This is a genomic window from Kitasatospora sp. MMS16-BH015, assembly GCF_002943525.1.
Taxonomy (GTDB): Bacteria; Actinomycetota; Actinomycetes; order Streptomycetales; family Streptomycetaceae; genus Kitasatospora.
Genome location: NZ_CP025394.1, coordinates 7,075,127 through 7,100,323 on the forward strand (window position 1 = coordinate 7,075,127; position 25,197 = coordinate 7,100,323).

24 protein-coding genes are annotated in these 25,197 nt (G+C 74.3%); 15 read left to right on the forward strand and 9 right to left on the reverse strand.

Annotation, left to right across the window (positions count from 1 at the left end; translation table 11 throughout):
• Positions 1-44 precede the first annotated feature (44 nt).
• Positions 45-1,499, reverse strand: a complete 1,455-nt coding sequence (locus CFP65_RS30095) for an APC family permease (RefSeq protein WP_104821222.1) — start codon at positions 1,497-1,499, stop codon at positions 45-47.
• A gap of 265 nt (positions 1,500-1,764) precedes the next feature.
• Between CFP65_RS30095 and CFP65_RS30100 the strand changes: the two genes are divergently transcribed.
• From CFP65_RS30100 to CFP65_RS30120, 5 genes are all read left to right on the forward strand, one after another.
• Positions 1,765-2,580, forward strand: coding sequence for a TetR/AcrR family transcriptional regulator (locus tag CFP65_RS30100; protein WP_104821223.1), 816 nt, complete (start codon positions 1,765-1,767; stop codon positions 2,578-2,580).
• 93 nt (positions 2,581-2,673) lie between these two features.
• The gene (locus tag CFP65_RS30105) at positions 2,674-4,695 is read left to right on the forward strand and encodes an NADPH-dependent 2,4-dienoyl-CoA reductase (protein ID WP_104819137.1); all 2,022 of its coding nucleotides are present in this window, start codon (positions 2,674-2,676) and stop codon (positions 4,693-4,695) included.
• 280 nt (positions 4,696-4,975) lie between these two features.
• Positions 4,976-5,545 (forward strand): PadR family transcriptional regulator, encoded by a 570-nt coding sequence (locus CFP65_RS30110; protein WP_104819138.1) that lies wholly within the window; start codon positions 4,976-4,978, stop codon positions 5,543-5,545.
• Positions 5,546-5,793: 248 nt separating this feature from the next.
• Complete coding sequence (locus CFP65_RS30115; RefSeq protein ID WP_104819139.1) at positions 5,794-7,149, forward strand: histidine kinase; 1,356 nt, start codon at positions 5,794-5,796, stop codon at positions 7,147-7,149.
• Positions 7,113-7,757, forward strand: coding sequence for a response regulator transcription factor (locus CFP65_RS30120; RefSeq protein ID WP_104819140.1), 645 nt, complete (start codon positions 7,113-7,115; stop codon positions 7,755-7,757). Before CFP65_RS30115 ends, CFP65_RS30120 begins: the two co-directional genes overlap by 37 nt.
• Positions 7,758-7,835: 78 nt before the next feature.
• On the opposite strand, the gene CFP65_RS30125 is transcribed toward CFP65_RS30120, so the two are convergent.
• Positions 7,836-8,336, reverse strand: a complete 501-nt coding sequence (locus CFP65_RS30125; RefSeq protein ID WP_104819141.1) for a GNAT family N-acetyltransferase — start codon at positions 8,334-8,336, stop codon at positions 7,836-7,838.
• Between the two features lie 102 nt (positions 8,337-8,438).
• Positions 8,439-9,029 (reverse strand): GrpB family protein, encoded by a 591-nt coding sequence (locus CFP65_RS30130; protein ID WP_254552640.1) that lies wholly within the window; start codon positions 9,027-9,029, stop codon positions 8,439-8,441.
• Between the two features lie 81 nt (positions 9,030-9,110).
• Here CFP65_RS30130 and CFP65_RS30135 point away from each other — a divergent pair, with 81 nt between their 5' ends.
• Positions 9,111-9,866: a class I SAM-dependent methyltransferase gene (locus CFP65_RS30135; RefSeq protein ID WP_104819142.1), complete on the forward strand. Its 756-nt coding sequence runs from the start codon at positions 9,111-9,113 to the stop codon at positions 9,864-9,866.
• Between the two features lie 22 nt (positions 9,867-9,888).
• Here the strand turns inward: CFP65_RS30135 and CFP65_RS30140 are convergent, their stop codons facing one another.
• Both CFP65_RS30140 and CFP65_RS30145 read right to left on the reverse strand, forming a co-directional pair.
• Complete coding sequence (locus tag CFP65_RS30140) at positions 9,889-10,458, reverse strand: maleylpyruvate isomerase N-terminal domain-containing protein (RefSeq protein ID WP_104819143.1); 570 nt, start codon at positions 10,456-10,458, stop codon at positions 9,889-9,891.
• Positions 10,459-10,689: 231 nt separating this feature from the next.
• Positions 10,690-11,676 (reverse strand): serine/threonine dehydratase, encoded by a 987-nt coding sequence (locus CFP65_RS30145; protein WP_104819144.1) that lies wholly within the window; start codon positions 11,674-11,676, stop codon positions 10,690-10,692.
• A 157-nt stretch (positions 11,677-11,833) separates the two neighbouring features.
• On the opposite strand from CFP65_RS30145, the gene CFP65_RS30150 reads away from it, so the two are divergent.
• The 4 genes from CFP65_RS30150 (at position 11,834) to CFP65_RS30170 (ending at position 14,763) form a co-directional block, all read left to right on the forward strand.
• The gene (locus CFP65_RS30150; protein WP_158702430.1) at positions 11,834-12,193 is read left to right on the forward strand and encodes a hypothetical protein; all 360 of its coding nucleotides are present in this window, start codon (positions 11,834-11,836) and stop codon (positions 12,191-12,193) included.
• Positions 12,194-12,321: 128 nt separating this feature from the next.
• Complete coding sequence (locus CFP65_RS30155; RefSeq protein ID WP_168219640.1) at positions 12,322-13,101, forward strand: tRNA-dependent cyclodipeptide synthase; 780 nt, start codon at positions 12,322-12,324, stop codon at positions 13,099-13,101.
• Positions 13,102-13,370: 269 nt separating this feature from the next.
• Positions 13,371-14,111 (forward strand): class I SAM-dependent methyltransferase, encoded by a 741-nt coding sequence (locus CFP65_RS30160; RefSeq protein ID WP_104819146.1) that lies wholly within the window; start codon positions 13,371-13,373, stop codon positions 14,109-14,111.
• A 169-nt stretch (positions 14,112-14,280) separates the two neighbouring features.
• Positions 14,281-14,763, forward strand: coding sequence for an AAA family ATPase (locus CFP65_RS30170; RefSeq protein WP_254552641.1), 483 nt, complete (start codon positions 14,281-14,283; stop codon positions 14,761-14,763).
• A 69-nt stretch (positions 14,764-14,832) separates the two neighbouring features.
• Here CFP65_RS30170 and CFP65_RS30175 read toward each other — a convergent pair whose 3' ends face one another.
• On the reverse strand, positions 14,833-17,085 hold the full coding sequence (locus CFP65_RS30175; RefSeq protein ID WP_104819148.1) for a bifunctional polysaccharide deacetylase/glycosyltransferase family 2 protein: 2,253 nt from the start codon (positions 17,083-17,085) through the stop codon (positions 14,833-14,835).
• A 64-nt stretch (positions 17,086-17,149) separates the two neighbouring features.
• A complete protein-coding gene (locus tag CFP65_RS39310; protein ID WP_158702431.1) occupies positions 17,150-17,920 on the reverse strand; it encodes a hypothetical protein in 771 nt (256 codons plus the stop codon).
• Positions 17,921-18,073: 153 nt separating this feature from the next.
• Here CFP65_RS39310 and purN point away from each other — a divergent pair, with 153 nt between their 5' ends.
• Positions 18,074-18,670: a phosphoribosylglycinamide formyltransferase gene (purN, locus tag CFP65_RS30185; protein WP_104819150.1), complete on the forward strand. Its 597-nt coding sequence runs from the start codon at positions 18,074-18,076 to the stop codon at positions 18,668-18,670.
• Positions 18,671-18,992: 322 nt separating this feature from the next.
• Here purN and CFP65_RS30195 read toward each other — a convergent pair whose 3' ends face one another.
• Positions 18,993-20,702, reverse strand: a complete 1,710-nt coding sequence (locus tag CFP65_RS30195) for a heavy metal translocating P-type ATPase (RefSeq protein WP_371682481.1) — start codon at positions 20,700-20,702, stop codon at positions 18,993-18,995.
• Positions 20,703-20,869: 167 nt separating this feature from the next.
• Here CFP65_RS30195 and CFP65_RS30200 point away from each other — a divergent pair, with 167 nt between their 5' ends.
• Positions 20,870-21,178 (forward strand): metalloregulator ArsR/SmtB family transcription factor, encoded by a 309-nt coding sequence (locus CFP65_RS30200; protein ID WP_104821226.1) that lies wholly within the window; start codon positions 20,870-20,872, stop codon positions 21,176-21,178.
• 88 nt (positions 21,179-21,266) lie between these two features.
• Here the strand turns inward: CFP65_RS30200 and CFP65_RS30205 are convergent, their stop codons facing one another.
• On the reverse strand, positions 21,267-21,530 hold the full coding sequence (locus CFP65_RS30205) for a hypothetical protein (RefSeq protein ID WP_104819153.1): 264 nt from the start codon (positions 21,528-21,530) through the stop codon (positions 21,267-21,269).
• A 388-nt stretch (positions 21,531-21,918) separates the two neighbouring features.
• Between CFP65_RS30205 and CFP65_RS30210 the strand changes: the two genes are divergently transcribed.
• The 3 genes from CFP65_RS30210 to CFP65_RS30220 all read left to right on the forward strand — a co-directional run bounded on the left by CFP65_RS30210 (position 21,919) and on the right by CFP65_RS30220 (position 25,196).
• Entirely contained in the window at positions 21,919-22,356 is a 438-nt protein-coding gene (locus CFP65_RS30210) for a hypothetical protein (protein WP_104819154.1), read from the forward strand.
• A gap of 171 nt (positions 22,357-22,527) precedes the next feature.
• Positions 22,528-24,381, forward strand: a complete 1,854-nt coding sequence (locus tag CFP65_RS30215; RefSeq protein ID WP_104819155.1) for a GMC family oxidoreductase — start codon at positions 22,528-22,530, stop codon at positions 24,379-24,381.
• A complete protein-coding gene (locus CFP65_RS30220) occupies positions 24,378-25,196 on the forward strand; it encodes a hypothetical protein (RefSeq protein WP_104819156.1) in 819 nt (272 codons plus the stop codon). The genes CFP65_RS30215 and CFP65_RS30220 overlap by 4 nt, the downstream gene beginning before the upstream one ends.
• Position 25,197: the final 1 nt, after the last annotated feature.

Consider the following 25,197-nt stretch of genomic DNA (forward strand, 5'->3'; position numbering starts at 1 on the left):
TGCTCCAGGGGAGGTGGATCAGGAGGGGTGATCAGGCGCGGTGGTCAGGACGCGGTGATCAGGTCGGCCGCTTCGGCGTCCGTGCCGCGGCCGGTGCGGAAGTACTCCGACTTGCGGCGGTACTTCGCCCAGGCTGCCACGAGCAGGCCGCTGACGATCATCAGGACGGGGCAGAGCAGCTGGAACCAGCCGTTGTCGGCCGCGAGTTCGAAGTGGTCGGCCGAGTCGAAGAAGGTCCAGGCCAGGTAGCCGCCGACGGAGAGCAGCACGGCGGCGCCGAGCAGCGGGGCGACCACGGCGCGCAGCGCCTCCAGCGGGGCGGTGCGCAGCAGGCCGCGGAAGCGGACGGCGGCGGCGATCGCGGTGAGCGCGTAGTAGAGCGAGACCACGATGCCGATCGCGTTGACCGCGGCGTTGATCAGCTCGGTGACGGTCGGGATGATCAGCATGACCAGCGAGATGGCGGCGGCGATGGCGGTGAGCAGCACGGTGCCGGCCACCGGGGTGGCGTACTTGGGGTGCAGCCGGGTCCAGACCTTGCCGACCGTGCCGTCCCGGCCCATGGCATACATGCCGCGGGCGGAGGGGATCACGTTGGCCTGCAGCGAGGCCACGGCGGAGAGCGTGAGCGCGACCAGCGGGAGGGCGGCCAGCGGCTGGTGGGCGAGCCGCTCGCCGAAGTAGGTGAGGCCGTTGGCGCCGTTGCCGGCCAGCTCGTCCAGCGGGAGCACCCGCTGGAAGGCGGTGGAGGCGAGCAGGAAGAGGCCGAGCACGGTGAACAGCGCGATCTGGCCGCCGCGGGAGGCGTCCTTGGGGTCGCGGACCTCCTCGCCGACGGTGAAGACGGCCTCGAAGCCCCAGTAACAGAAGACGGCCTGGATCATGCCCTGGGCCAGCGCGCCCATCGAGGGGATCGCGAACGGGTCGTACCAGGAGAGCGAGAACGGCTGGTCGCCGGCGAACAGCCCGTAGCCGCAGAAGCCGAGCAGCACCGCGTACTCGAAGATCAGCAGGTACTTCTGCAGCCGGGTGGCGAGCGCGACCCCCTTCACCGCGACCAGGGTGGCCGCGATCAGCACCACCATGCCGAGGACGGTGGCCTGCCAGGTGGTGTCCGGGTCGAGGGTGAGCCCGGCGAGGTGGTGCAGCCCGGCCTGGCCCGCGAGCTGCAGTAGGGCCGAACCGGTGACGGCGACGGTGTAGGCGAGGAAGACGATGGTGCCGACCACGTTGACCCAGCCGGTCAGGAAGCCCAGCCAGGGGTTGAGCGTGCGGCCGACCCAGGTGTACGAGTTGCCCGCGTTGGGCTCCACCCGGTTGAGCCGTCCGTACGCCCCGGCGATCGCGACCACGGGGAGGAAGGAGATCAGCATGATCGCGGGCAGGTGCAGCCCGACGATCCCGGCGATCAAGCCGAGCCCGATGCCGATGCTGGAGGTCGCCGCCGTACTGGACGCGGCGAGCACCACGCCGTCCACCACGCCGAGCGACTTGTGCATCGACGTCTGTGCGCCGCCCGCCACGCGGTCGGCTCTCGCCTCGTCCTGGGCTACTGCTCTCAATGTACCCACCACCAATGTGAGACAGGGGCCGCGTGGGGCGGCCCCGGAGAAGGACCGCGTGCGGGGCGGCCCTGGTCGGGCCGCGCGCAGCGGCCTGGTGGGTGGACATGAAACTCTCCGTGGCCTTCACGCGTCAACGCCGTTGACATAAGGTGGCGTCTGCCGGCGCGCAGCGCGGGGGAGCCGAAGGGCGGTGCAGTGGATGAGCGATCGAGTCGTACCCGAACCACAGCGTAGGCGACGCAAGCCCACCAAGACCGGCACGGTGCTGTCGGAGGAGCTGATCGTCGAGACGGCGCTGCGGCTGCTCGCACAGCACGGCTCGGAGGCGCTCACGGTGCGTCGCCTCGGCCTCGCCCTCGGTGCCGATCCGAGCGCGCTCTACCGCTACTTCCGCAGCGCCGACGACCTGCTGCTCGCGGTGGCCGACGAGCTGATCGGCCGGGCCCAGTGCGGCTGGGAGCCCACCGGCGACTGGCAGGCCGACCTGCGGGCGATCGGCCTGCGGATCCACGCCTGCTATCGCACCCACCCGCAGGCCGCCCGGCTGGCCGGCTACCGCACCACCGGCCGCGCGCACGAGATGGCGGCGGTGGAGAACATCCTCGGCCTGCTCCGCCGGGCCGGCTTCCCCGACGCCGAGGCCGTCCGGCTCTACCACGCCTTCGTCGACCAGGGCCTTGGCTTCGCGATACTCGACGCCGCCGCCGACGCCCTGCCGGACGCGGCCCGGGAGGCGGACGAGTCGGTCTGGCAGGAGCGGTACGCGCACCTGTCGGCCCGGAGCCACCCCAACATCGCGGCCACGGCGGGGCTGCTGACCGTGGAGATGCGGTTCTCCGGCTATCCGCTCGCGCTGGACCTGCTGATCGCCTCGGCGGCGGACCGGCTGGCCGCGATCCAGGCCGCGGGCCGGGCTGCCGGTCAGGCTGCCGGTCAGGTCGCTGGCCAGGCCCTCGGTCAGGTCGCTGGCCAGGCTGTCGGTCAGGCCGGCGGTCAGGGGAGGGGCGCGCGCTGAGCCGGTGTGTTTCTCGCGAGGTTCTGCAACTAGTTGCATAAGGGCGCCGCGCGCCTCTACCTTGGTGCGACCACACCGCCGAGGAGGCGCCGCATGACCGCGTACCCGCACCTGCTGAGCCCGCTCGACCTGGGGTTCACCACCCTGCCGAACCGAGTGATCATGGGCTCGATGCACGTCGGCCTGGAGGAGGCCGCCGACGGGTTCGAGCGGATGGCCGAGTTCTACGCCACCCGGGCGCGCGGCGGTGTCGGCCTGATCGTCACCGGCGGCATCGCCCCCAACGAGGCCGGCCGGCCCTGGGGCGGCGGCGCCAAGTTGACCACCGAGCAGGAGGCGGTCGAGCACCGGGTCGTCACCGAGGCCGTGCACGCGGCCGGCGGCAAGATCGCCATGCAGATCCTGCACTTCGGCCGGTACGCCTACCACGAGGACCTGGTCGCGCCCAGTGCCCTGCAGGCCCCGATCAGCCCCTTCGTGCCGAACGAGCTCACCGACGAGCAGGTCGAGCAGACCGTCGAGGACTTCGTCCGCTGCGCCGAGCTGGCCCGCAGCGCCGGGTACGACGGCGTCGAGATCATGGGCTCCGAGGGCTACCTGATCAACGAGTTCATCGCCGCGCAGACCAACCACCGCACCGACCGCTGGGGCGGCTCCTACCAGAACCGGATGCGCTTCCCGGTGGAGATCGTCCGCCGGGTGCGCGAGCGGCTCGGCGCCGAGTTCATCCTGATCTACCGGCTCTCCATGCTCGACCTCGTCCCCGGCGGCTCCACCCTGCCCGAGGTGATCGAGCTGGCCCGGGCGATCGAGGCGGCCGGCGCCAGCATCATCAACACCGGCATCGGCTGGCACGAGGCGCGGATCCCCACCATCGCCACCTCGGTGCCGCGCGGCGCCTACACCTGGGTCACCCAGAAGCTGATGGGCTCGGTCAACGTCCCGCTGGTGACCACCAACCGGATCAACACCCCTGAGCTGGCCGAGCAGTTGCTCGCCGAGGGTCGGGCCGACCTGGTCTCGCTGGCCCGCCCGCTGCTGGCCGACCCGGAGTTCGTGGCCAAGGCCGCGACCGGCGCGCCCGAGGCGATCAACACCTGCATCGGCTGCAACCAGGCCTGCCTGGACCACACCTTCAGCGGCAAGATCACCTCCTGCCTGGTCAACCCGCGCGCCTGCCACGAGACCGAGCTGGTGCTCGCACCGACCCGGCTGCGCAAGCGAGTTGCCGTGATCGGCGCCGGCCCGGCCGGGCTCGCCTGCGCCGTCACCGCCGCCGAGCGCGGCCACGCCGTCACCCTCTACGACGCGGCCGAGGAGATCGGCGGCCAGCTCAACGTGGCCCGCAAGGTGCCCGGCAAGCAGGAGTTCGACGAGACCCTGCGCTACTACCGGCACCAACTGGAGGCGCACAAGGTCGAGTTGCGGCTCGGCACGCTGGTCTCCGGCGAGACGCTGGCCGGCGAGGGCTACGAGGAGATCGTGGTCGCCACCGGCGTCACCCCGCGCACCCCGGAGCTGGAGGGCATCGAACACCCCAGTGTGGTCGGCTACTTGGCAGTGCTGCGCGGCGAGGTCGAGGTCGGCGAGCGAGTCGCGATCCTGGGCGCCGGCGGCATCGGCTTCGACGTGGCCGAGTACCTGACCGACCCGGGCCGCTCGGCCGCCCAGGACCCGGCCGCCTTCTTCGAGCAGTGGGGCGTGGACACCGAACACCGCACCCCCGGCGGCCTCGCGACCCCGGTCCGCCCGGTCTCCCCGCGCACCGTCCACCTGCTCCAGCGCAAGACCAGCAAGGTCGGCGCCGGCCTCGGCAAGACCACCGGCTGGATCCACCGCACCGAGCTCAAGCACCGTGGCGTCACCACCGTCGCGGGCGCGAGCTACGACCGGATCGACGACGAGGGCCTGCACATCACGGTGGACGGCCAGGCCCGCCTCATCCCGGTCGACCACGTGGTCCTCTGCACCGGCCAGGAGCCCCGCCGCACCCTGCACGAGGAGCTCACCGCCCTCGGCGTCGCCGCCCACCTGATCGGCGGCGCCGACCTGGCCGCCGAGCTCGACGCCAAGCGCGCGATCGACCAGGGCACCCGGCTGGCCGCCGCCCTCTGATCCCTCCGGTCCCTCCGATCCGCCCGACCCCTCGGTCGGTCCTCCGCTCCTCCGGTCCTCCGCTCCTCCGGTCCTCCGCTCCTCCGCTCCTCCGGTCCTCCAGCCGGACGCGGCCGGCCCCGCCGATGTCCCACCATCGGCGGGGCCGTCCTGCCTCTTGAGCTTCCCTGCCTCTTGGGTCGTCCCGTCTCCCGAGCTGTCCCGTCGACTGGGCTCGACTGGGCTCGGCCGGGCTCGGCCGGGCGGCCGGGCAGGGTGGCGGGCCTCGTAGGATCGCGGCATGTCGCTGCCGCACGCCATCCTCACCGCCCTGCTCGAACGCCCCTCCTCGGGGCTGGAGCTGACGCGGCGCTTCGACCGCTCGATCGGCTTCTTCTGGTCGGCCACCCACCAGCAGATCTACCGCGAGCTCGGCAAGCTGGAGCAGAGCGGCCTGATCCGCGCCCTCCCCGGCCCGCCCGCCCAGGGCCGCCGCAAGGAGTACGAGGTGCTCCCGGCCGGTCGTACGGCCCTCACCGACTGGGTCGCCGAACCGCAGGACCCCAAGCCCATCCGCGATCCGCTGCTGCTCCGCCTGCGCGCCGCCGCCGTGGTCGGCCTGCACGGCCTGGACGCCGAACTCCGCCGCCACCTGGACCTGCACGAGCGCCAGCTCGCCGAGTACCTGGAGATCGAGCAGCGCGACTTCCCGGCCGCGAAGGCCGACACCGAGAACCGCCTCCAGCACCTCGTCCTCCAGGCCGGCATCCAGCTGGAGACCTTCTGGGTCCAGTGGCTCACCGAGGCCCTCGCGGCAGCCGTCGCCGAGGCGGCGGAGGCCCTCGCCGCCTCGGCTCCGGAACGGGGTTGAGCGAGGCTCCGGCTCATCCGCAGGCCGCCGGCGCCGCCTTTCGCGTGGCAGCCCCCTCGTGCCAGCCCCCTCGTGCCAGCCCCCTCGTGCCGGCTCCCGTCCGGCCCTTGGCGAAGAGGGGGGTTAGTACTACCGACTCGGGGTGCCCCGACGTGATCGGATAAGGGCACGGTCGCAGCGGCGGCCGGATCACGGGGGCGGCGGGGCAGGGCCTCGCCGCACGGCACGGTACGGGAGGGGTGGCGGTCATGGCCGGCACGGTGACAGGCGGGGTGCGGGAGGAAGGGGCCCGGGTGTCCCGGGGGTTCTCGGTCCGGGCCGGGGCGGTCGCGCTGCGGCGGTCGCTGACGCTCTGTCGGATCACCTTCTCGGCGCTGGGGCAGTCGCTCTACCTGACGAGCGCGCTCACCCTGATCTGGCCGGGCCCCGGCCTGCTGCCCCGTGCGCTGGCCCGGGTCCGCCGGCTGAGCGAGCGTCAGCGCGAGCTCGCACTGAGCTGGTCCGGAGTGGAAATCCCGGCCCCGCTCGAGCCGTCGTCCTCCGCCGCCTCGTCCTCCTCCGTGTCCGCTGTCCCGGTGCCGAAGGAGATCTCGGGGGTCTACGGCCGGCTCCGCTGGCTGCTGCACGATCCCCGGTCCCGACGGGAGGCCCGGTGGGTGCTGGCCGAGCCGGTGATCGGCGCGCTGCTGGCCTTCACCCCGGTCGCCCTCGTACTGAGCGGCTGTTGGGGAGTCTTCCTGGCCTTCTTCGGCCTCCGGCTCTCCCAGGTGGCGGACGGGCTCTGGTTCGAGTTCATACCCATCATGGGCCCGGTCACCGCCACCGTGGCCGGCGTGATCGGGCTGGCGCAGCTGCCGTTCGCCCTGTGGGCCGCTCCGCGCGTGCTGGCCGTGCACGCCCGGTACACCAGGGCGATGCTCGCCCCCAGCGAGGCCGAGCTGCTGGCCGGCCGGGTCCGGCACCTGGCCGCCACCCGGTCCGAGGCGGTGGACACCCAGATGGCCGAGATCCGCCGGATCGAGCGCGACTTGCACGACGGCGCCCAGGCTCGCCTGGTCGCGATGGGCATGACGCTGGACGCCGCCGAGCACCTGCTGGAGACCAATCCGGCGGCGGTCCGCGGTCTGCTGATCGAGGCCCGCGAGTCCTCCACCAAGGCCCTGGAGGAGCTGCGCGACCTGGTCCGGGGCATCCACCCGCCGGTCCTCGCCGACCGCGGCCTGGTCGACGCGGTCCGGGCCCTGGCCCTGGTCTGCCCCGTCCCCACCAGGGTCGAGGCCGCACTGCCGGGCCGCCCGGAGATGCCGGTGGAGTCCGCCGCGTACTTCGCCGTCTCCGAGCTGCTGGCCAACGTGGCGAAGCACTCCGGCGCCGACTGGGCCGAGATCGACCTCCGTTACGATCACGGCGTGCTCCGTGTCTCGGTGGCCGACGGCGGCAGCGGCGGTGCCGATGCCGCCCTGGGCACCGGCCTGCGCGGCATCGAGCGGCGGCTGGCCACCTTCGACGGAGTGCTGGCCGTCAGCAGCCCCGCCCACGGCCCGACGATCGTGACGCTGGAGGTCCCGTGCGCATTGTCATCGCCGAAGACCACTTCCTCCTGAGGGACGGTCTGATCCGCCTGCTCCAGGCGTACGGCCACGAGGTGGTCGCGGCCGTCGACAACGGCGCCGAGCTGCTCACCGCCCTCACCGAGCTGCGCCCGGACATCGCGGTGGTCGACGTCCGGCTGCCGCCGGACTTCACCGACGAGGGTCTGCGCGCCGCGCTCGCCGCCCGCCGCGAGCTCCCCGGCCTGCCGGTCCTGCTGCTCTCCCAGTACGTCGAGCCGCTCTACGCCCGCGAGTTGCTGGCCGCCGGCGGCAGCGGCGTCGGCTACCTGCTCAAGGACAGGGTGACCAACGGCCGTCAGTTCCTGGAGTCCATCCGGCAGGTGGCCGAGGGCGGCACCGCGATGGACCAGGAGGTGGTGGCCCAGCTACTCACCGCCCGCGAGCGCGACGGCGGGGTGGGCAGCCTCACTCCGCGCGAGCGCGAGGTGCTGGCCCTGGTCGCCCAGGGCCGGTCCAACGCGGGCATCGCCCAGGCCCTGGTGGTCACCGAGAAGGCCGTGGCCAAGCACATCAGCCACATCTTCACCAAGCTCGGCCTGCTCCAGTCCGACTCCGACAACCGCCGGGTCCTCGCCGTGCTCGCCCACCTCGACCAGTGAGCGGGCCCGTCGGCCGGTCCGTCGTCCCGCCGGCCGTCCCGTCGGCCGGTCCGTCGTCCCGGCATTCCGGCCTACGGCCTACGGCTGCCGCGTCAGCTCGCAGCGGTACCAGGAGCCCGGCTGCCCGCCGAGCTCGGCCGGGTCCGCCGGGCCCACCGGCACGAACCCGGCCTTGGTGAGCACCTTCTGGGAGGCGAGGTTGGCCTGCGAGGCCGCCGCCCGCAGCGTGTGCAGCCCGAGCCGCTCCGCCGCCACCCGGCACAACTCCCGTACGGCGGCGGTCGCCAGACCACGACCGGCGGCCTGCTCGGCGACCCGGTACCCGAGGACGGCGCTGCCACCCTCCAGGTCGTACAGGTTGAACCGCCCCAGCACCTCTCTGTCCTCCCCGACCAGCAGGTGGAAGGCGCAGACCCCGGCCTCCTGCTCGGCCAGCAGGGCGGCGTGCCGCTCGGCGTACCGCGCGAAGAACTCGTCCCCCCGGTCGGAGACCGAGGCGGCGAAGTAGGCGCGGTTGGCCAGCTCGAAAGCCAGCACCGCCGGGGCGTGGTCGGCGTCCAGCCGGATCAGCTCGGGCACGCCGTCACCCTACCCGGACGGCCCGGCCGTCCGGCCGGCTCACCGACCCACCTGCTCAGACCTGGCCCAACCGGGCCAACGGGCCCAACCAGACCGACCGATTCACGCGGTCCAGCCGGTCTCGGCGGCCCACTCCTCGGCCACGGCCACGACCAGGTCGACCACCGGGTCCTTCACCTCCGAGTACACCCCGACCCCGTCCACCGTCCCGGCCAGCACGGTCTTGAACTCGGCGTACGCGGGCACCGCCGCCGGGTGCGCACGGAACCAGTCGCGGAACAGCAGCGCCAGCCGCTCGTTCGGCGAACCGACCAGCCGGACATGCAGGTTCACGGCCGGGCCCTGCTCCGTGGCCGCCCGCCGCTGCCACATCCGCTTGGTCCACCGCTCCGGGTCGTCCGTCAGACCGGCCGGTACGTGGTCGTGGCGGTACGGCCGCAGCTCGTACCCGGCGTCGGCCAGCGGTTCGGCGAAGGCGAGTTCGGCCGCGTCCAGGTCGCCGACGCTCACCTGGACGTCGAAGACCTCCTTGGCCGCCATGCCGGGGATCGCGGTGCTCCCGATGTGCTCCACCCGCACCGCCGTCGGCCCCAGCAGCTCCCGCAGCCGGTCGGTCAGCGCGAGCCCCCGGTCCGCCCAGGCCGGATCGGCGGGTACCACGACGGGGGAACGGCGCGAGGTCTCTGTGGTCATCGCGCCAGTCTACGGACGGTCCTCGGCCGGTAGCGGCCGCATTCCACGGCACCCGGTCGCTCCGGGCGGTACCGTCCACGGGTGATCAATGCTGACGGGTACTTCGACGAGCGCGTGGCAGAGCAGTACGACCAGTCCTCGGGGGCCGAGTTCGAGCCGACGGCGATAGCCCGTGCGGTGGACGTGCTCGCCGAGCTGGCCGGCCGCGGCGCCGCCCTGGAGTTCGGCATCGGCACCGGCCGGCTCGCCCTCCCGCTGGCCCGCCGGGGCGTACCGGTGCACGGCATCGACCTCTCCAGGGCGATGGTCTCCCGCCTCCGCGCCAAGCCCGGCGGCGCCGACATCGGCATCACCATCGGCGACTTCGCCACCACCCAGGTGACCCCGCCCCCGGCCGAGCCCTTCACCCTCGCCTACCTGGTCTTCAACACCATCATGAACCTCGCCGACCAGGAGTCCCAGGTCGAGTGCTTCCGCAACGCCGCGGACCACCTCGCCCCTGGCGGGGTCTTCGTCGTCGAGGTGATGGTCCCGGAGCTCCGCAAGATCCCGCCCGGCCAGAACATCGTCCCGTTCCACACCAGCCCCACCGGCTGGGCCTACACCGTCTACGACACCGTCACCCAGGACGCGACCTGCCACTACATCGAGCTCACCCCGGACGGCCGGGGCGAGGCCCACTCGATCCCCTTCCGCTACGTCTGGCCCGCCGAACTCGACCTGATGGCCCGCCTGGCCGGCCTCCGCCTGCGCCACCGTTGGGACAGCTGGACCCGTGCCCCCTTCACCGAGGACAGCGTCCAGCACGTCTCGGTCTGGGAGAAGGTCCCGGTCTGACGGTTCGAGCAGTGACCCTGCGTCAGTCGGAGATCGCTGCCTTCCAGACCCAGGAGGTCCGCCGCGGACGGCCGGGCAACTCACCACGGCCGGTGCACCAGAGGAGGACCTGGACGGCGCCTCCCGCAGGGGCTTCGGGGAAGAGGCGGCGGAGCACCCCCTCGCACAGGTCCACCGGGGGCAGCCAGGGGAGGTCCAGCCCCCGGGTGATGTCGTAGGTGTGCAGGAGGGTCTCGGCGACACCCATCGTGGCGAAGCCCGCCGGGTCGCAGGGTCCCCAGTGCCAGGCGCGCGTCCCCGGGTCGGCCGTGGCCAACGCGCTGCCGAGCAGCCCCGCAGAGGCGGTGACCACGGCCAGTACCTCGCGCGGGGTGGCCTCCGACCGGACTCTCAGGTCGAAGGGCAGGTACGCCTCGGCCGACCGGCCCGCCACCTGCCCGGCGTAGGCCAGCAGGTCGTGCGCCACGTGGGCGGCGGTCTCCCAGCAGGTCCAGTCGAGTCCCCCGGCCGGCACCGTCCAGTCCCGCGCGACCTGCGGTTCGAGCACCCGCATCATCTCTGCCACGGCCGCCGCGACATCGTGGTGGTCCATGCTCCGCCTCCCGAACATCTGAGCTGTGTCGCGAGCAGGTCTACCCGATCCGCCTCGGCCGTGTCGCCTCGGTTACCCGAGCCCGCGGGCACTCGGCACCTCGTACTGGATCTGCCATCCGACGGCCCCGACGCCGCGCCTCCCGGCCGCCGTAACGGAGGACCGCTTGACGGGCGTTCGGCATCGTCATGCCGCCGCGTCGGACGTCGCCCCACTCGCCCTCGCTCCGCATCAGTGGGCGGGCTGCGCCTCCGCCGGTGCGGTCGGTGCGGTCAGATCTCTCGGGTCGGTGTTGGAGCCGCAGAGGACGACGGCGAGGCGCTCGCCCGCGGTCGGGCGGTAGGCGCCGGCGCCGAGGGCGGCCAGGGCGGTGCCGGCGGCGTGTTCGACGGCGAGGCGGCGGTCGTCCCACAGGGCCTGGCGGGCGCGGACGATCTCGTGGTCCGGGACCAGGACGGCGCGGACGCTCTCGTGGCGGGCGGCGGCCAGCGCGGCGGCCGAGGCGCGGCGGGCGCCGAGGGCGTCCGCCGCCACCGAGACGACCGGTACGTCCACCACCTGGCCGGCCGTCACGGCCGCGTGCAGGGCCCGGCTGCCCTCGGGTTCGACCGTCACCACCCGGACGCCGTGCTCGCGGGCCGCTGTGGCGACTCCGGCGAACAGCCCGCCACCGCCCACCGAGAGCACCACCGTGTCCAGCCCCGGCAACCCGGCCCGGATCTCCTCCAGCAGCGTGCCCGCCCCGGCCGCGATCAGCGGGTGGTCGTACGCGTGGCTGGCCAGGGCCCCGCTCGCCGCCGCGTACTCCTCGCAGGCGGCCAGCGCCTCCGCGTACTCCGCCCCGACCAGCCGCACCTCGGCCCCGTACGACCGCAGCTTCGCCACCTTCACGGCCGGGGCGTTGGCAGGCAGGAAGACGGTCGCCCGCACGCCCTGCGAACGCGCCGCCCAGGCGCAGGCCAGCCCGGCGTTGCCGCCGGAGGCGATGGTCACCCCGGCCTCCGGCAGGCTGCCCGCCTCCCGGTGCGCCTGGAGGAAGTTCTGCGCGCCGCGCGCCTTGAAGCTCCCGGTGTGCTGCATGAATTCCAGCGCCAGCCAGACCTCGGCGGCCCCCGTGCCGTACCAGCCCGCTTCGACCGGGGCGAGGGCCACCGGCCTGGTCCGTCCGGCGATCCGTCCGGCGGCGGCCTTGACGTCGGGGTAACTCAGCTCGGGCACGGCGGTTCTCCTGCGGGTTCGGGCCGGTCGGCGGTGCTGCCGCCATTCTGCCCGGCGGGGGCGGCCGCTGGTCCGGCCGGGCCGACACGGGGTGTTTCACCTGATCGTGTGACAAAGAGTCGGGCACCGGCCTCCGTTGCCTAGCGTTTGTACCGGTATGGCAGTGATGAGCAGGCGTTGGGGCGTGGCCGCCGTGGTGGCCGCGCTCTTCGGCCTGCTCCTGCTGCTGGGTGCCGGGCCGGGGGAGTGCGGGCCCGGGCACGAGGGGCACTCGGCGATGTCCATGGTGCGCTGCGCGCCCAGTGAGTCGGTGCCGGTGGGGTGCTGCGCCGGTCAGCCTGAGAGCTCATTTGCCGTCAGCCACCCCCGGTGGGTTGAGGAGTGGGGCGTCGCCCCGCTGCCCGCCGGTCCCTTCGAGCGCCCGGTCGATCCGGCGGGCCGCGCTCTCGACCTGCCACCCCCACGCCCCAGCAGCGGGCGCGCCACCCTCACCGGTCTCTGCGTGAGTCGCACGTGACGCACCACCAGCGCTGATCCCCGGGCCGGTCACCACCGAGCCCCGGGCCGCTCCTGCCTGCCCCGGCGGCGCGGCCCGTCCACCCACCGCCGCCCCCGGCGGCGGTCACCCCAGCCTGGAGCGTCCCCTTGACCACGTCCCTCGCGGCCCCCGCGGCCGCCACTCCCTCCGCCCCGTCTGCTCCCTCTGCTCCCACCGCTCCCACCGCTCCCACCTCGACGATCCCCTTCACCCCGCGTCCGCTGACGGCCAACTGCGCCCGGCTGGCCGCCCGGCGGGTGCACGCCTGCATCGGCATCAGCCCGTTCAACGGCTACTTCCACGCCCGTCGGGTTGCCGAGCTGGCCCGCTGGGCCGTCACCGAGTTCGAGCAGGTGCACTTCTTCCTGCCGGATTCGCTCGCCGTGCACACCCTGGAGGCCGTCGGCTACCCCGGGGACCGCGCCCTCTTCAAGGCCCGCCGCCAGGGCCAGCACCTGCACAACAAGATCACCACCGCCCTGCGCGAGCTCGGCGTCCCCGACCCCGACAGCCGGGTCCTCACCTCCACCGCCCTCACCACCCACCCCCGGTACGCCGCCCTCCACCAGCAGGCCCAGCACCTCTTCTCGGCCGATCCCACCTTCCGCACCGCCTGCCTGGAGGCCGGCAGCTGGGTCCTGGAGCGCCGCCTCCCGCCCGGCACCGCCCCCACCGCAGCCCAACTCCTGATCGCCAGCCGCTACCTGCTCGGCGAGCTCCCCCTCTTCCTCGACACCCCCGCCCTCACCGGCGCCCCCGAGTCCGTCTTCTGCTACCACCAGACCCCCCTCTTCCTCCGCCACCTCTACGAGGGCCGCCTCCCCTGTCGCCCCGCCCCCACCCAGGGCTACCTCGCCGTAGAGGAGGCCGCCGCGACCGAAGACTGACCCGCTTCGCGCCGGTGGCGGTGCCCCCTCCCAAGGGCACCGTCACCAGGGCCACCACCCGCGACGGCTCCCCGGCCTACCGACCCCCACCTCCGGGCGCGGTGCCACGCACGTGGTCACCGCCCCCCGGGCTCACTCCCGGGCCCGTCCGCGGATCCACTCCCGTGCTCGCCCCTGTGCCCACCACCGCCCGTCCTCGCCTGTCCCCGCTCGTCCCTGCCCACCGGGCCCTTGGCCCGGGTCGGCGGCGATGGTCCAGGATGGCCGTCATGCTGAACTACGACGATGAGGCCGCCGGTTACGACGCCAGCAGGGGTGGGGAGGCCCGGGCCGAGGCCGCCGCCGATGCCTTGACCGAGCTGCTGCCCGGTGACGCCCGGCTGGTGGCCGATCTGGCCTGCGGCACCGGGATCGTCACCGCGCGACTACGGCGGCCCGGGCGCGAGGTCTTCGGGCTGGACCTGTCGCCCGGGATGGCGCGGGTGGCGGCCGGACGGTTGCCCGGGCGGGTGCAGGTGGCGGACGGGCGGCGGTTGCCGCTGCGCAGCGGGGTGGTGGACGCCGTGGTGATGGTGTGGCTGCTGCACCTGCTGGCGGCCGAGACCGCCGAGGCGGTGTTCGCCGAGGCCGCCCGGGTGGTGGCGCCCGGCGGGGTGCTGCTCACCACGGTGGAGAAGCACGGCGCCGCCCTGCTGCCGCCCAGCGACGTGGCGGAGCTGATCGCCCCGGTCCGGGCCCGCTGCGCGCTGCCCCACGCGGACGGCCTGGCCCGCCTCACCGAACTCGGCACCGCCCACGGCCTGCACCCCACCGGCCGCACCACCTTCACCGGCCTCGGCCAGGGCCGCTCCCCACAGGAGTGGCGCACCCAACTGCTGGCCGGCCGCTTCGACTGGACCAGCCGGACCACCGAGCTGCCCGCCCTCTGCGAGCAGCTCCGGGCACTCCCCGACCAGGACCGCCCCCGGCCCGACCCGGTCTACCAACTGGTCCGGTTCACCAAGGCCTGAGCCAGGGCGACGGCCCTCGGTGGCCCCGGTAAATGCTGCTCGGCATCGGTCGGGCCGGCCTGTACGGCCTGCCGGGCGGCCAACCGACCTGGGCCCCGGCCGGCCGAGCAGCGCTGGAACAAGTGCTCGCCCACCGCCGGTGATCCGCCGACCCGGTAGCCTCGCGCGGGTGAAACGGGTACTGATCACCGGGATGTCGGGTACGGGCAAGTCCGCGCTGCTGAACGAGCTCGCCGCGCGCGGCCACCGGGCGGTGGACACGGACGAGGCCGAGGAGGTCTGGTTCGAGACGGTGGACGGCGAGCGGCTCTGGCGGGTCGACCGGATCCAGGAGTTGCTGCGCAGCGAGCCCGGCGGGCCGGGGGAGGTGCTGTTCGTCCAGGGGACCACGCGCAACCAGGGGCGGCTCTACCCCTGGTTCGACGAGATCGTCCTGCTGAGCGCCCCGACCGAGGTGCTGGTCGAACGGCTCAGGACCCGCACCTCGAACCCGTACGGCAAGGACCCAGCCGAACTCGCCGAGATCCTCGGCCACCTGGAGACGGTGGAACCACTGCTCCGCGCCTCCGCCACCCTGGAGGTGGTCACCACCGTCCCGGTGCCCGTCGTCGCGGACGTCGTCCTCACCCACGTCCTGCGGGAGTGCGGCTGATCCGGCGGGCCAGCGCGGTGCGGCCGCGGAGGTAGCCGGTCCAGAGCAGGGAGGTCAGACGGCGGCGGATCACTGCGGTGCCCCGGCCTCGTTGCGCGTCCCGGCGGTGGTGGTGGCGGCGGAGGCAGCAGCGGAGACGGCGGTGGGGACCTGGAGGGAGCCGTAGCGCTCCATCCGCTGCCAGCGCAGGCGAGAGCCGGCCACGGCGGTGATCACCGACTGGATCACCACCAGGTACATCAGCTGCCGGTAGACGAACTGCTGGAGCGGCAGGCTCCAGAGCGGCCCGAGCCGCTCGCCGTCGAGGCGGAAGGCGTAGACGCCCATGGCGAGTTGGAGGGCGAGGAAGGCGGCGAAGAGGCCGAGCACCCGCCCCGGGCCGATGAAGACCAGGCCGTAGACGGTGGTCACGTCCACGGCCGGGGCGAGCAGCGGCAGCAGCACCTGGAACATCAGCAGGTAGAGCAGCCCCCGGCGGCCCAACTTGCCGGACTGGCCGCGCTGGCCGATCGCGCTGCGGTGCTTCCACATCGCCTGCAGGGTGCCGTAGCACCAACGGTACCGCTGGCGCCAGAGGGCGGAGAGCGAGGCGGGGGCCTCGGTCCAGGCGTGGGCGCGTTCCTCGTACACGACCCGCCAACCCGCCCGGCAGAGCGCCATGGTGAGGTCGGTGTCCTCGGCCAGGGTGGTCTCGCTGACCCCGCCGAGCCGGAGCAGGGCCGAGCGGCGGAAGGCGCCGACCGCGCCGGGCACGGTGGGCATGCACTGGGCCAGGTCGAAGAGCCGGCGGTCCAGGTTGAAGCCGATCACGTACTCGATGTGCTGCCAACGCCCGAGCAGGCCACCTCGGTTGACCACCTTGGCGTTGCCGGAGACGGCGCCCACCCGGGGGTCGCCGAAGGGTTGGACGAGCAGGCGGACGGCGTCCGGTTCGAAGACGGTGTCACCGTCCACCATCACCACCAGTTCGTGGCTGGCGGCGCGGATGCCGGTGTTGAGCGCGGCCGGCTTGCCCGCGTTGGGCTGGCGGATCACCCGGACGCCGGGCAGGCCGAGGGATTCGACCAGGTCGGCCGTGCCGTCGGTGGAGCCGTCGTCCACCACGATCACCTCCACCAGGTGGTCAGAGGCGAGCAGCGAGCGGACGGCGGGTTCGATGCCGGCCCGCTCGTTGTAGGCGGGCACGATCACGCTGACCGGCCCGGTGATCGGCGGCCCCCAGGGCGTCGCGCGCAGCCGCCGGTGCCGGCGGGCCGCGACCAGCACGGCGATCGCGCGCAGCACGCTGATCCCGCCGGCCGCGTAGAGCAGCCAGCCCAGCAGGTCCAGCCCCCAGCCGCTGCCCTTGAGCACCCCGATCAGCGCCAGCCCCTGCCAGTGGTCGGCGGCGGTGGCCGGACGGTTGGCGGCCGGCAGCCCGACGGCCTCGCTCACGGTGGCGAAGTGGAAGCCCTGGGACTTGAGTTGGGGCAGCAGTGCGGCCAGTGCCGTGACGGTCTGCGACCGGTCGCCACCCGCGTCGTGCATCAGCAGCACCTGCCCGGTGCCCCGGGCCGGGGTCGCGTTGGTGAGGATCCTGGCCACTCCCGGGCGCTGCCAGTCCTCGCTGTCCTGGGTGGTGAGGACGGTCAAGTAGCCTTCGGTACCTGCTTGTTGCACGGCTGCCCAGTCGGCATCCCGGAGCGAGTCGTTGCCCGCGGAGTACGGTGGGCGGAGCAGCGAGCTGGTCACGCCGGTCGCTCCGGCCACCGCCAGCTGGGTCTCGCGCAGCTCCATCGAGCGCTGCCAGGCGGGCAGTTGGCTCAGATCGGGGTGGCTGAAGGTGTGGATGCCGAGTTGGTGGCCCTCGGCCACGATCCGCCGGGTGAGCTCCGGGTTGGCGGCCACCTGGGTGCCGATCACGAAGAAGGTGGCGTGCACGCCGTTGCGGTGCAGCACGTCCAGGATCTGCGGAGTCCAGCGCGGGTCCGGCCCGTCGTCGAAGGTGAGCGCGATGGTGTCGGGCCTCGGCCCGGCCGTGCGGGCGGGCCGCGCGGCGCTGTCGATCACCGGCCCGCCCTGCACCACCTGGGCGGGCACCGCGCCGGCCGCCCCCTCGTGGTCGGCCGCGCCGTCCGGGGTGGAGCCGAACATGTGCTGGGTGTAGCCCTGGATGAGCAGCGCCGCCGAGAGGGTGAGGATCAGCGTGGTGAGCAGCAACCAGTGGGTGCGCAGCGGTACTTGGCGGACCTTGCCGCGGCGCCCGGCGGAGCCGGGGGAGGCCGGACGGTGGGAGTCGGCTCGAGCCTGGCGGCGTGGGGCCTTGCGGCGCGCACGGGACATGGAGGTGCTCTTCTTCGTCGTGGACGGTGGGGCTGGGCTACCGGAACGGGGACGCCGGCTGGGTCTACTGGTGCGGGCGGTGGGTGGAGTGCCCGTGTCCCGGGGTGGGGCTCGGGTGGCCGGGCGGGGTCGTGGGTGGCGGCGGGGTGGGTGGGGCCGTGACCGGTGCGACCGGGGGTTGCGGGGCTCCGGTCGAGGGTGTGCCGGCGGGCCGGTTGCTCGGGTGGGCGGCCGGTGCGGCGGCCGGGCGGCTCGCCCGGGCCGAGGGCGCGGGGCTCGGCCCGGCCGGGGAGTCGGCGGCCGTCGCGGCGGTGGCGGCGGAGGGCGTGGCGGCCGGCGCGGCGGGCAGCGGGAGGAAGGAGGAGTGCACGGTCGGCCCACCCAGCAGCGTGCTGGAGAGCAGCCCGAGGTAGCCGACCGCCGGCACCACGAGCAACCGCCCGACCCGCCGCACCCGCCGCTGCCGCCGACCCGAGGCATCCACGAACACCGGTCCGTCCGCCGCCGGCCCGGCCACCCGCCGGAACGCCAACGTCTGCCGCCCGGCGGCAGGGGCGGCGGGAGCGAGTGCGGGTGCGGGTGCGTGAGCGGGGGTCGGGGGGAGCGCAACGGTGGGATCGCCCGATGCCGCCGGCATGGCGGGGAGGACGGCGGTGGGTGCACCGGAGGCCGCGAGCGGGTACGCGCCCCCGTGCCCGGGTGCGTCGAAGCCGGGCAGCCCGTGTTCGGGTACGGCGGAGCCGACCGCCGCCCAGCCGGGGAACGCCTGCCCGGGTGGGGTGGAGCCGGGAGCCGTGGGGGGCTCGGGGTGCTGGGGGCTCGTGTTGGTCCTCATCTCACCTTCCCCAGCGTTGCCGCGTTCGATTCCGTCACCTCGGACGCCGGGAGGAATGGTGAAGGTCCCGGGGAGGTGGTGCGCGTGCCCCGTCGGCACCGGGCGGCGGCGCCGGAGCGGACTCCGTGGGGCCGGGCGTGCCATGATCGGCTCATGTCGTTCAAGGTTGCCGTTCTCGCCTCGCACCACGGATCCAACCTCCGCGCCCTGACGGCCGCCGCCGCCCGGCCGGAGTCGGCCTTCGAGGTCGCCCTGGTGGTGAGCAACAACAGCGCCTCCGGCGCGCTGGTCCACGCCCGCGAGCTGGACATCCCGTGGCTGCACCTCTCGGGCCGTACCCACCCGGACCCGGAGCAGCTCGACCTCGCCCTGCTGGCTGCGCTGACCGACCGCCACGTCGACCTGGTCGTGACGGCCGGCTACCTGCGCAAGATCGGCCCGTTCACCTTGAGCGGGTACGGCGGGCGGATCGTCAACGTCCACCCCTCCCTGCTGCCCCGGCACGGCGGCCCGGGCATGCACGGCCTGCACGTCCACGAGAGCGTGCTGGCCGCCGGGGACACCGTCTCGGGGGCCTCCGTCCACCAGGTCACCGCCGACTACGACGAGGGCCCGGTGATCGCCCGCCGCGAGGTGCCGGTGCTCCCGACGGACACGGTGGAGACCCTGGCCGCCCGCGTCCTGACCGCCGAGCACGCCCTGCTGGCCGAGACCGTCCAGGCCCTGGCCATCGCCCACGCCGACCACTGAGCCGCCCCGGCCCACTGAGCCGCCCCGGCCCACTGGGTCCCGCCGATCACTGGGTCCCGCCGATCACTGAGCCGCGCGGGCTGCTGAGCCGCGCGGCCCACCCGCTGCGCGTCCGCATCCCGCGCGGCCTGATGGCCGAGGCCCAGCCCGTCCCGTCGTTCGCCGAGCCGTGCCGCGACCGGGTGGAGGGCCGCCGGGCCGTGGTGCTCGACCTGCCGGCCCGGGGCGTGCGGCTGCTGCGCGATTGGGCCTGTTCTGGTAGCGCCTGCTGGTCGGCCACCAGCCGCTGCACCCGGCCCAAGCTGGCGGCCGGCCACGTGGGTCAGCCCTCCTGCCAGGCCGAATCGCGCAGCAGCCGCAGGCCGTTGAGCCCGACCAGCACGGTCGAACCCTCGTGGCCGGCCACGCCCAGCGGCAGTGGCAGGTGGCCGACCAGGTCCCAGAGCACCAGGGCGGTGATGAACACCCCGGCCAGCACCAGGTTCTGCACCACCAGGCGGCGGGCGCGGCGGGAGAGCCGGAGGGCGGCGGGCAGGGCGCCGAGTTCGTCGTGCACCAGGACGGCGTCGGCGGTGTCCAGGGTGAGGTCGGCGCCGGAGCGGCCCATCGCCACGCCCATGTGGGCGGCGGCCAGCGCGGGGGCGTCGTTGACGCCGTCGCCGACCATCAGTACCCGGTGGCCGGTCTGGGTCAACTCCCGCACGGCCGCCACCTTCTGGTCCGGCAGCAGGCCGGCCCGGATGGCCGGGACGCCGGTCTCGGCGGCCAGTCGGGCGGCGGCGCGCGGGTTGTCGCCGGTGAGCAGCACCGGTAGTTCGGCGGAGCGGGTGGTGAGCCCGGCCAGGGCGGCCACCGCCGGCGCGGCGCCGGCCCGCGGGCGGTCGGTCAGCCCGAGCAGGCCGACCGGTCGGCCGTCCCGCAGCACCGCCACCGCCGTGCAGCCGGCCTCCTCCAACTCGGCCGCCACGGCGGAGGGTTCGTCAAGCAGCCGGGCCGGGCTGCCGACCGTCACCGCGTGGCCTTCGACCAGGGCGGTCACGCCGGTGCCGGGGGTGGAGGAGAACTCCAGGGCCGGGCCGAGGGTCAGGCCGCGCTCGCGGGCCGCCGTGACCAGGGCGCGGCCGAGCGGGTGCTCGCTGGGGTGCTCGGCGGCGGCCGCCAGGGCGAGCAGGGCCTCGGGGGTGAGCTCGGAGCCGGGCAGCGGGCGGAGCTCGGTGAGCCGGGGGAGGCCCTCGGTCAGGGTGCCGGTCTTGTCGAGGGCGAGCGCGTCCGCCTGGCCGAGGCGCTCCATCACCACGGCCGACTTGACCAGCAGGCCGTGCCGCCCGGCGTTGGCGATGGCGGAGAGCAGCGGCGGCATGGTGGCCAGCACCACCGCGCAGGGGGAGGCCACGATCATGAAGGTCATGGCCCGCAGCAGGCTGGCCGAGGCCGCCGCGCCGAGGGCGAGCGGCACGGCGAAGACCAGCAGGCTGGCGGCCACCATGCCGAGCGAGTAGCGCTGTTCGATCCGCTCCACGAAGAGCTGGGTGGGCGCCTTCGTGGTGGCGGCCTCCTCGACCAGGGCGACGATCCGCGCGATCACCGAGTCGGCCGGGTCGCGGTCGACCCGGACGCGCAGCGCGCCGGTGCCGTTGAGGGTGCCGGCGAAGACCTCGTCGCCGGGCTGCTTGGCGACGGGCAGCGGTTCGCCGGTGATGGTGGACTGGTCGACCTCGCCGGTGCCCGCGAGCACGGTGCCGTCGGCTCCGATCCGCTCGCCCGGGCGGATCAGCAGGGTGTCGCCGACGGCCAGGCACTCGGTGGGCACGGTCTGTTCGGAGCCTCCCCCAGCCTCCGGCTGGGAGGTGCCCCCTGGCAGCAGTCGGGTGGCGGTGGCGGGCGCGAGGTCGAGCAGCCCGCGCACCGAGTCGGCGGTGCGGGCGGTGGCCAGCGCCTCCAGCGCACCGGAGGTGGCGAAGATGACGATCAGCAGGGCGCCGTCGGTGAGTTGGCCGAGCGCGGCGGCGGCCAGCGCGGCCACGATCATCAACAGGTCGACGTCCAGGGTGCGCTCGCGCAGTGCCTGGAGCCCGGCCCAGGCCGGCTCCCAGCCGCCGGTGGCGTACGCGGCGGCATAGAGCCCGCCCCAGAGCCAGCCGGGCGCGCCCGTCAGCTGGAGCGGCAGGGCCAGGGCGAAGCGCCACCGCCCGCGAGCGCCTGGACGCCGTCGGCCCGGCCAGTGTCGCCGCGACCCTCCAGGCCCTGGCTACTCCGTCCCGGCTGCTGATCCTCGCCCGGCTGCACGAGGGCCCGTGCGCCGCCACCGAACTCGCCGCCGCCGTCGGCATGGAGCAGTCCGCCTGCTCGCACCAGCTGCGCCTGCTGCGCAACCTCGGCCTGGTGGTCGGCGAGCGGAACGGCCGCTCGGTGGTCTACGCGCTGCACGACCACCACGTGGCCGAGCTGCTCGACCAGGCGCTCTTCCACGTCGAGCACCTGCGGCTCGGGGTCAGCGACCCGGTCTGACCAGGTCCGACCGGGCCTGACCAGGTCTAGCCCGGCTCGGTCGTACGGCCCGTGGGCCCGGCCGGGGGCCGGACCCACGGGGGTGGGGTCAGAGGAGAAGGCCCAGGGCGGGGTGCCAGAGCAGCGGGTACGGGTACGGGTAGACCACGGCCGGGCCGTAGGCCACGGGCTGTGGGGCGACGGGGGTCAGGTAGACCACGCCGGGGGAGGGGGCCCGCTGGGCGGTCGCGACCGCCTCCGGGGTGGCCGGGTGGTCGACGGCCGAGGCCGAGGTGGGGATGAGCGCGGCCAGGGCGGCGGCCCCGGCGAGCAGGACGGGATGGGCGAGCCGACGGATTGCGGCGTTGGACACCGAAGCTCCTAAGGGGGACAGGGAGCGGACAGTCGCCGGGCGGACATGGCCTGCCCGACCGGCGCGAACAAGGGGAATCACTGGGGTGACAGCGGCCTGAGCCGGCCTCGGACCGGATCCCGCCCGGCGCGGGGCGGGTCGTCGAACCACCGGGGACACGGGGGTCGGCGCGCCGCTGCGCAGGGGTGGAGTGTGGCGAACGCCCGCGCGCCTGCCCGGAGTACGGGGCAGGGCGCGGTCGTCGCCGACTTCGGACCAGGAGTCGAATGCCGACTGGTCACTGTCGGTGTCATATATATCACCGTGCGTGTGCGGACGCAGTGGTGCCGCGCCCGGAAAAGGATCACGCGCATGAAACCGCCGGGGCCGAGGTAGGGATCAAGGCGTCATGGACATGATCCCCGAGCAGAGCGGAGTGCCGCCGGTGACAGCCGAGGAGTGGGAGTTCCTGGAGCTCTCGCAGGCCCTGACCGGGTTCACCACCGCCGAACTCGCCACCACCGGCCAGACGGCGGAGTACTGCGCCACCGTGCTGCGCCGACTCGGCCAGGCGCCGTACCGCCGGCTGCTCGCCGCCCTCGCGGCGGCCGGCGGCGAGCCGGACGGCCTGCCCGAGGGCCCGGAGCGCGAGGCCGCCCGCGCGGTCTGCGGGCTCTGGTACCTGGGCGTCTGGCCCGGCCTGCGCGGTGACCCGTCGGCGCCCTCGGTGGCCGTCTCCGGCGAGGCGTACGCGGCGGGCCTGATCTGGCGCACCTTCGGCACCCGCGCGCCGGGCACCGCCCGTCCGGGGTACGGGAGTTGGGGCGCCGAGCCCGAGGAGGAGTGAGGGCGGGGCAGGGTTGAGCGGGGGAGTCGTGGGGAGCAGACAGATGTCGGGGCCGGGAAGGCCCGGCCGGTCGGGAGCGCCGGCCGGAGGGGCCGGGCCGAGCGGTGGGGGCCGGTGGATGACGCGGTGGTGGGGTCGGCCGGGCCGATCGGGAGCGGGCGAGGAGGGGTGATGGCGGAGCAGACGTACGACGTGGTGGTGGTCGGGGCGGGGATCGCCGGGTCGTTGCTGGCCGGGCAGTTGGGGGCGCGCGGCTGGCGGGTGCTGGTGCTGGAGGCGGGCACCGGCGGGGGTGACCCGGCGCGTGAGCAGGCCGAGGCGCTGGCCCGCTACCGGGGCGCCCCGGCGAAGGTGCCGAGCGCCGCGCTGGCCGCCAATCCGGCCGTGCCCTCGCCCGACGTGCCCGAGCTGACCGGCCTGCCCGACGGCGGGTACCGCGCCGAGGGCTACCTGCGCCAGCAGGGCCCGCAGCCGTACGCGAGCGGCTACCTGCGAGTCAACGGCGGTACCGGGACGGCCTGGACGGGCCTCACGCCCCGGATGCACCCGGAGGACTTCCGCACCGGCGCCTTCGGCTACGGGCGGGACTGGCCGTTGGACTACCTGGAGTTGGAGCCCTGGTACCGCGCGGCCGAACGCGAGCTGGGCGTGGCGGCGGACGCCGCCGAGCAGCGGGCCGAGGTCGGCCTGCCGCTGCCCGAGGGCTACGAGTTCCCGCTGCCCGCAGTGGCCGCCAGCCACCTGGACCAGCTGCTCGCCGAGCGGCTGGACGGAGCCGCCGTCCAGGACCCGTACCTGCAACACCCCACCGGGCTCAAGGTGGTGGGCACCCCGCACGCCCGCAACACCAAGGCCACCGAGCAGTACGGACCGGCCTGCCAGGGCAGCGCGAGCTGCATCCCGGTCTGCCCGACCCAGGCCAAGTACACCCCCGCCCGCACCCAGGCCGGCTGGTCGGCCGGGGTGCGGCTGCGCACCCGCGCGGTGGCGACCCGGGTGCTGGTGGATGCCACCGGCCTGGCCGCCGGGGTGAGTTACCGCGGTTACGACGAGCAGGGCCGCCCGGATCCGACCGAACGGACCGCCCGGGCCGGCCTGGTGGTGCTCGCGGCGCACGCGATCGAGAACGCCCGGCTGCTGCTCGCCTCCCCGGTGGCCGACGCCAGTGGGCAGCTGGGGCGGAACCTGATGGACCATCCGGTTTTGCTCACCTGGGGACTGATGGATCGTCAGGTCGGTCCGTACCGAGGGCCTGGCTCGACCTCCGGGTTCGAGGGGTTCCGGTTCGGTGCGGGCCGGGCCGCCCGGGCGCCGTTCCGGATCGAGATCGGCAACTGGGGGTGGGGCTGGGCCGCCGGCCCGCCGGGCCTGGAGCTGGACGCGCTGCTGCGCACCGGCGATCCGGCCTTCCCGGACGGGCGAGGGCTGTTCGGCAAGGCGCTGCGGGAGGCCGTCGGCGACCGGGTGGGGCGGCAGTTCGCCCTGCAGTTCGAGCTGGAGCAGGAGGCCGACCCGGCCAACCGGGTCACCCTCGACCACCGGCACCCCGACGCCTTCGGGCAGCCCCGGCCGCTGATCGACTACCGGCTCTCCGAGCACGTCAAGCGCGGCATCGCGGCCGCCAAGGCCGTCTCCGACCAGCTCTTCACCCTGCTCGGCGCCGAGGACCACAGCAGCTACCGCCCCGGCCCGGCCAACCCCGGCTGGTACGAGTACCAGGGCCGGCCCTACGTCTACCGGGGCGCGGGCCACGCGGGCGGCACCCATGTGATGGGCCGCCACCCCGGGGATTCGGTGGTCGACTCCTTCCAGCGCTGCTGGAGCCACCCCAACCTCTACGCCGTGGGCTGCGGTTCGATGCCCTCCCTCGGCACCTCCAACCCCACCCTCACCATGGCGGCCCTCGCCCTGCGCACCGCCGACCGGATCCACGGCGAGCTGACCAGTGCCCGCCGCTCCCTCACCACCAGCCGGTCCGCTGTCACCCGCGAGTCCGGCCCGACCGAGGAGACCGCTGCCCGATGAACCCCGACCTGAGCCTGCCGCCCGTCGCCGCGCCCTACCAACTGCCCTTCCACTACGGTGCGCTGCACCAGATCGGCCTGGACTACCTGACCGACCCGGGCCCGGCCCGCAAGCTGCTCGCCGAACGCCACCCGGCGCTCACCCTGGCCGAGTTCGACGGGCGGGCCTGCCTCACGCTCAACTACCAGCTCTACTTCGCCCAGTACGCGGGCGGCGGCGGGGTCACCCAGGAGATCGAGGTGAGCCTGGTGGCGTACCCGACCGCCCAGGCCGACCGGCTGGCCGGGCTCTCCTACCGCCAGTACGCCCACGGGCTCGACCAGACCAAGCTGCTCGGCATCGCCCGGCTGCACGTGCTCTGCGACAACCCGATCGCGATCGAGGCCGGCACCAAGCTCTTCGGCGAGCCCAAGTACCCGGCGGCCTTCGAGGTCACCATGCCTTCGCTCAACGGCCCGGCCGGCGAGACCTGGGCGATCCGCTGCGCCACCCCGGAGGGCGCTCCGCTGCTCTCCTTCACCGCCGCCCTCGACGGCCTGCCGCACACCCCGGTCAACAGCGCCCCGGTCACCGGCTACGGCACCGACCAGATCGGCCGGGCGCTGGCCGGGCCGATGAACGTCTACCACCCCTACCGGTACGTGGAGTTGGACGAGGACACCACGGGCCGGGTGGGCCTGTCGGTGCACGACCCGGCGAGCGAGGTGGGCGCCGACCTGACCGAACTGCTGGGCAGCGCCCCGGCGGTGGCCGCCTGGAGCTACCAGTCGGCGCCGGTCGGAGCCCACAACCACCCGTACTACCTAAGGGGTTGAG

What these genes read in the sequence shown, in the direction of transcription:
- CFP65_RS30095 (WP_104821222.1), bottom strand. Translation starts at nt 1,499, where the DNA reads ATGCACAAGTCGCTCGGCGTGGTGGACGGCGTGGTGCTCGCCGCGTCC.
- CFP65_RS30100 (WP_104821223.1), top strand. Translation starts at nt 1,765, where the DNA reads ATGAGCGATCGAGTCGTACCCGAACCACAGCGTAGGCGACGCAAGCCC.
- CFP65_RS30105 (WP_104819137.1), top strand. Translation starts at nt 2,674, where the DNA reads ATGACCGCGTACCCGCACCTGCTGAGCCCGCTCGACCTGGGGTTCACC.
- CFP65_RS30110 (WP_104819138.1), top strand. Translation starts at nt 4,976, where the DNA reads ATGTCGCTGCCGCACGCCATCCTCACCGCCCTGCTCGAACGCCCCTCC.
- CFP65_RS30115 (WP_104819139.1), top strand. Translation starts at nt 5,794, where the DNA reads ATGGCCGGCACGGTGACAGGCGGGGTGCGGGAGGAAGGGGCCCGGGTG.
- CFP65_RS30130 (WP_254552640.1), bottom strand. Translation starts at nt 9,029, where the DNA reads ATGACCACAGAGACCTCGCGCCGTTCCCCCGTCGTGGTACCCGCCGAT.
- CFP65_RS30140 (WP_104819143.1), bottom strand. Translation starts at nt 10,458, where the DNA reads ATGGACCACCACGATGTCGCGGCGGCCGTGGCAGAGATGATGCGGGTG.
- CFP65_RS30150 (WP_158702430.1), top strand. Translation starts at nt 11,834, where the DNA reads ATGGCAGTGATGAGCAGGCGTTGGGGCGTGGCCGCCGTGGTGGCCGCG.
- CFP65_RS30160 (WP_104819146.1), top strand. Translation starts at nt 13,371, where the DNA reads ATGCTGAACTACGACGATGAGGCCGCCGGTTACGACGCCAGCAGGGGT.
- CFP65_RS30175 (WP_104819148.1), bottom strand. Translation starts at nt 17,085, where the DNA reads ATGTCCCGTGCGCGCCGCAAGGCCCCACGCCGCCAGGCTCGAGCCGAC.
- CFP65_RS39310 (WP_158702431.1), bottom strand. Translation starts at nt 17,920, where the DNA reads ATGAGGACCAACACGAGCCCCCAGCACCCCGAGCCCCCCACGGCTCCC.
- purN (WP_104819150.1), top strand. Translation starts at nt 18,074, where the DNA reads ATGTCGTTCAAGGTTGCCGTTCTCGCCTCGCACCACGGATCCAACCTC.
- CFP65_RS30210 (WP_104819154.1), top strand. Translation starts at nt 21,919, where the DNA reads ATGGACATGATCCCCGAGCAGAGCGGAGTGCCGCCGGTGACAGCCGAG.
- CFP65_RS30215 (WP_104819155.1), top strand. Translation starts at nt 22,528, where the DNA reads ATGGCGGAGCAGACGTACGACGTGGTGGTGGTCGGGGCGGGGATCGCC.
- CFP65_RS30220 (WP_104819156.1), top strand. Translation starts at nt 24,378, where the DNA reads ATGAACCCCGACCTGAGCCTGCCGCCCGTCGCCGCGCCCTACCAACTG.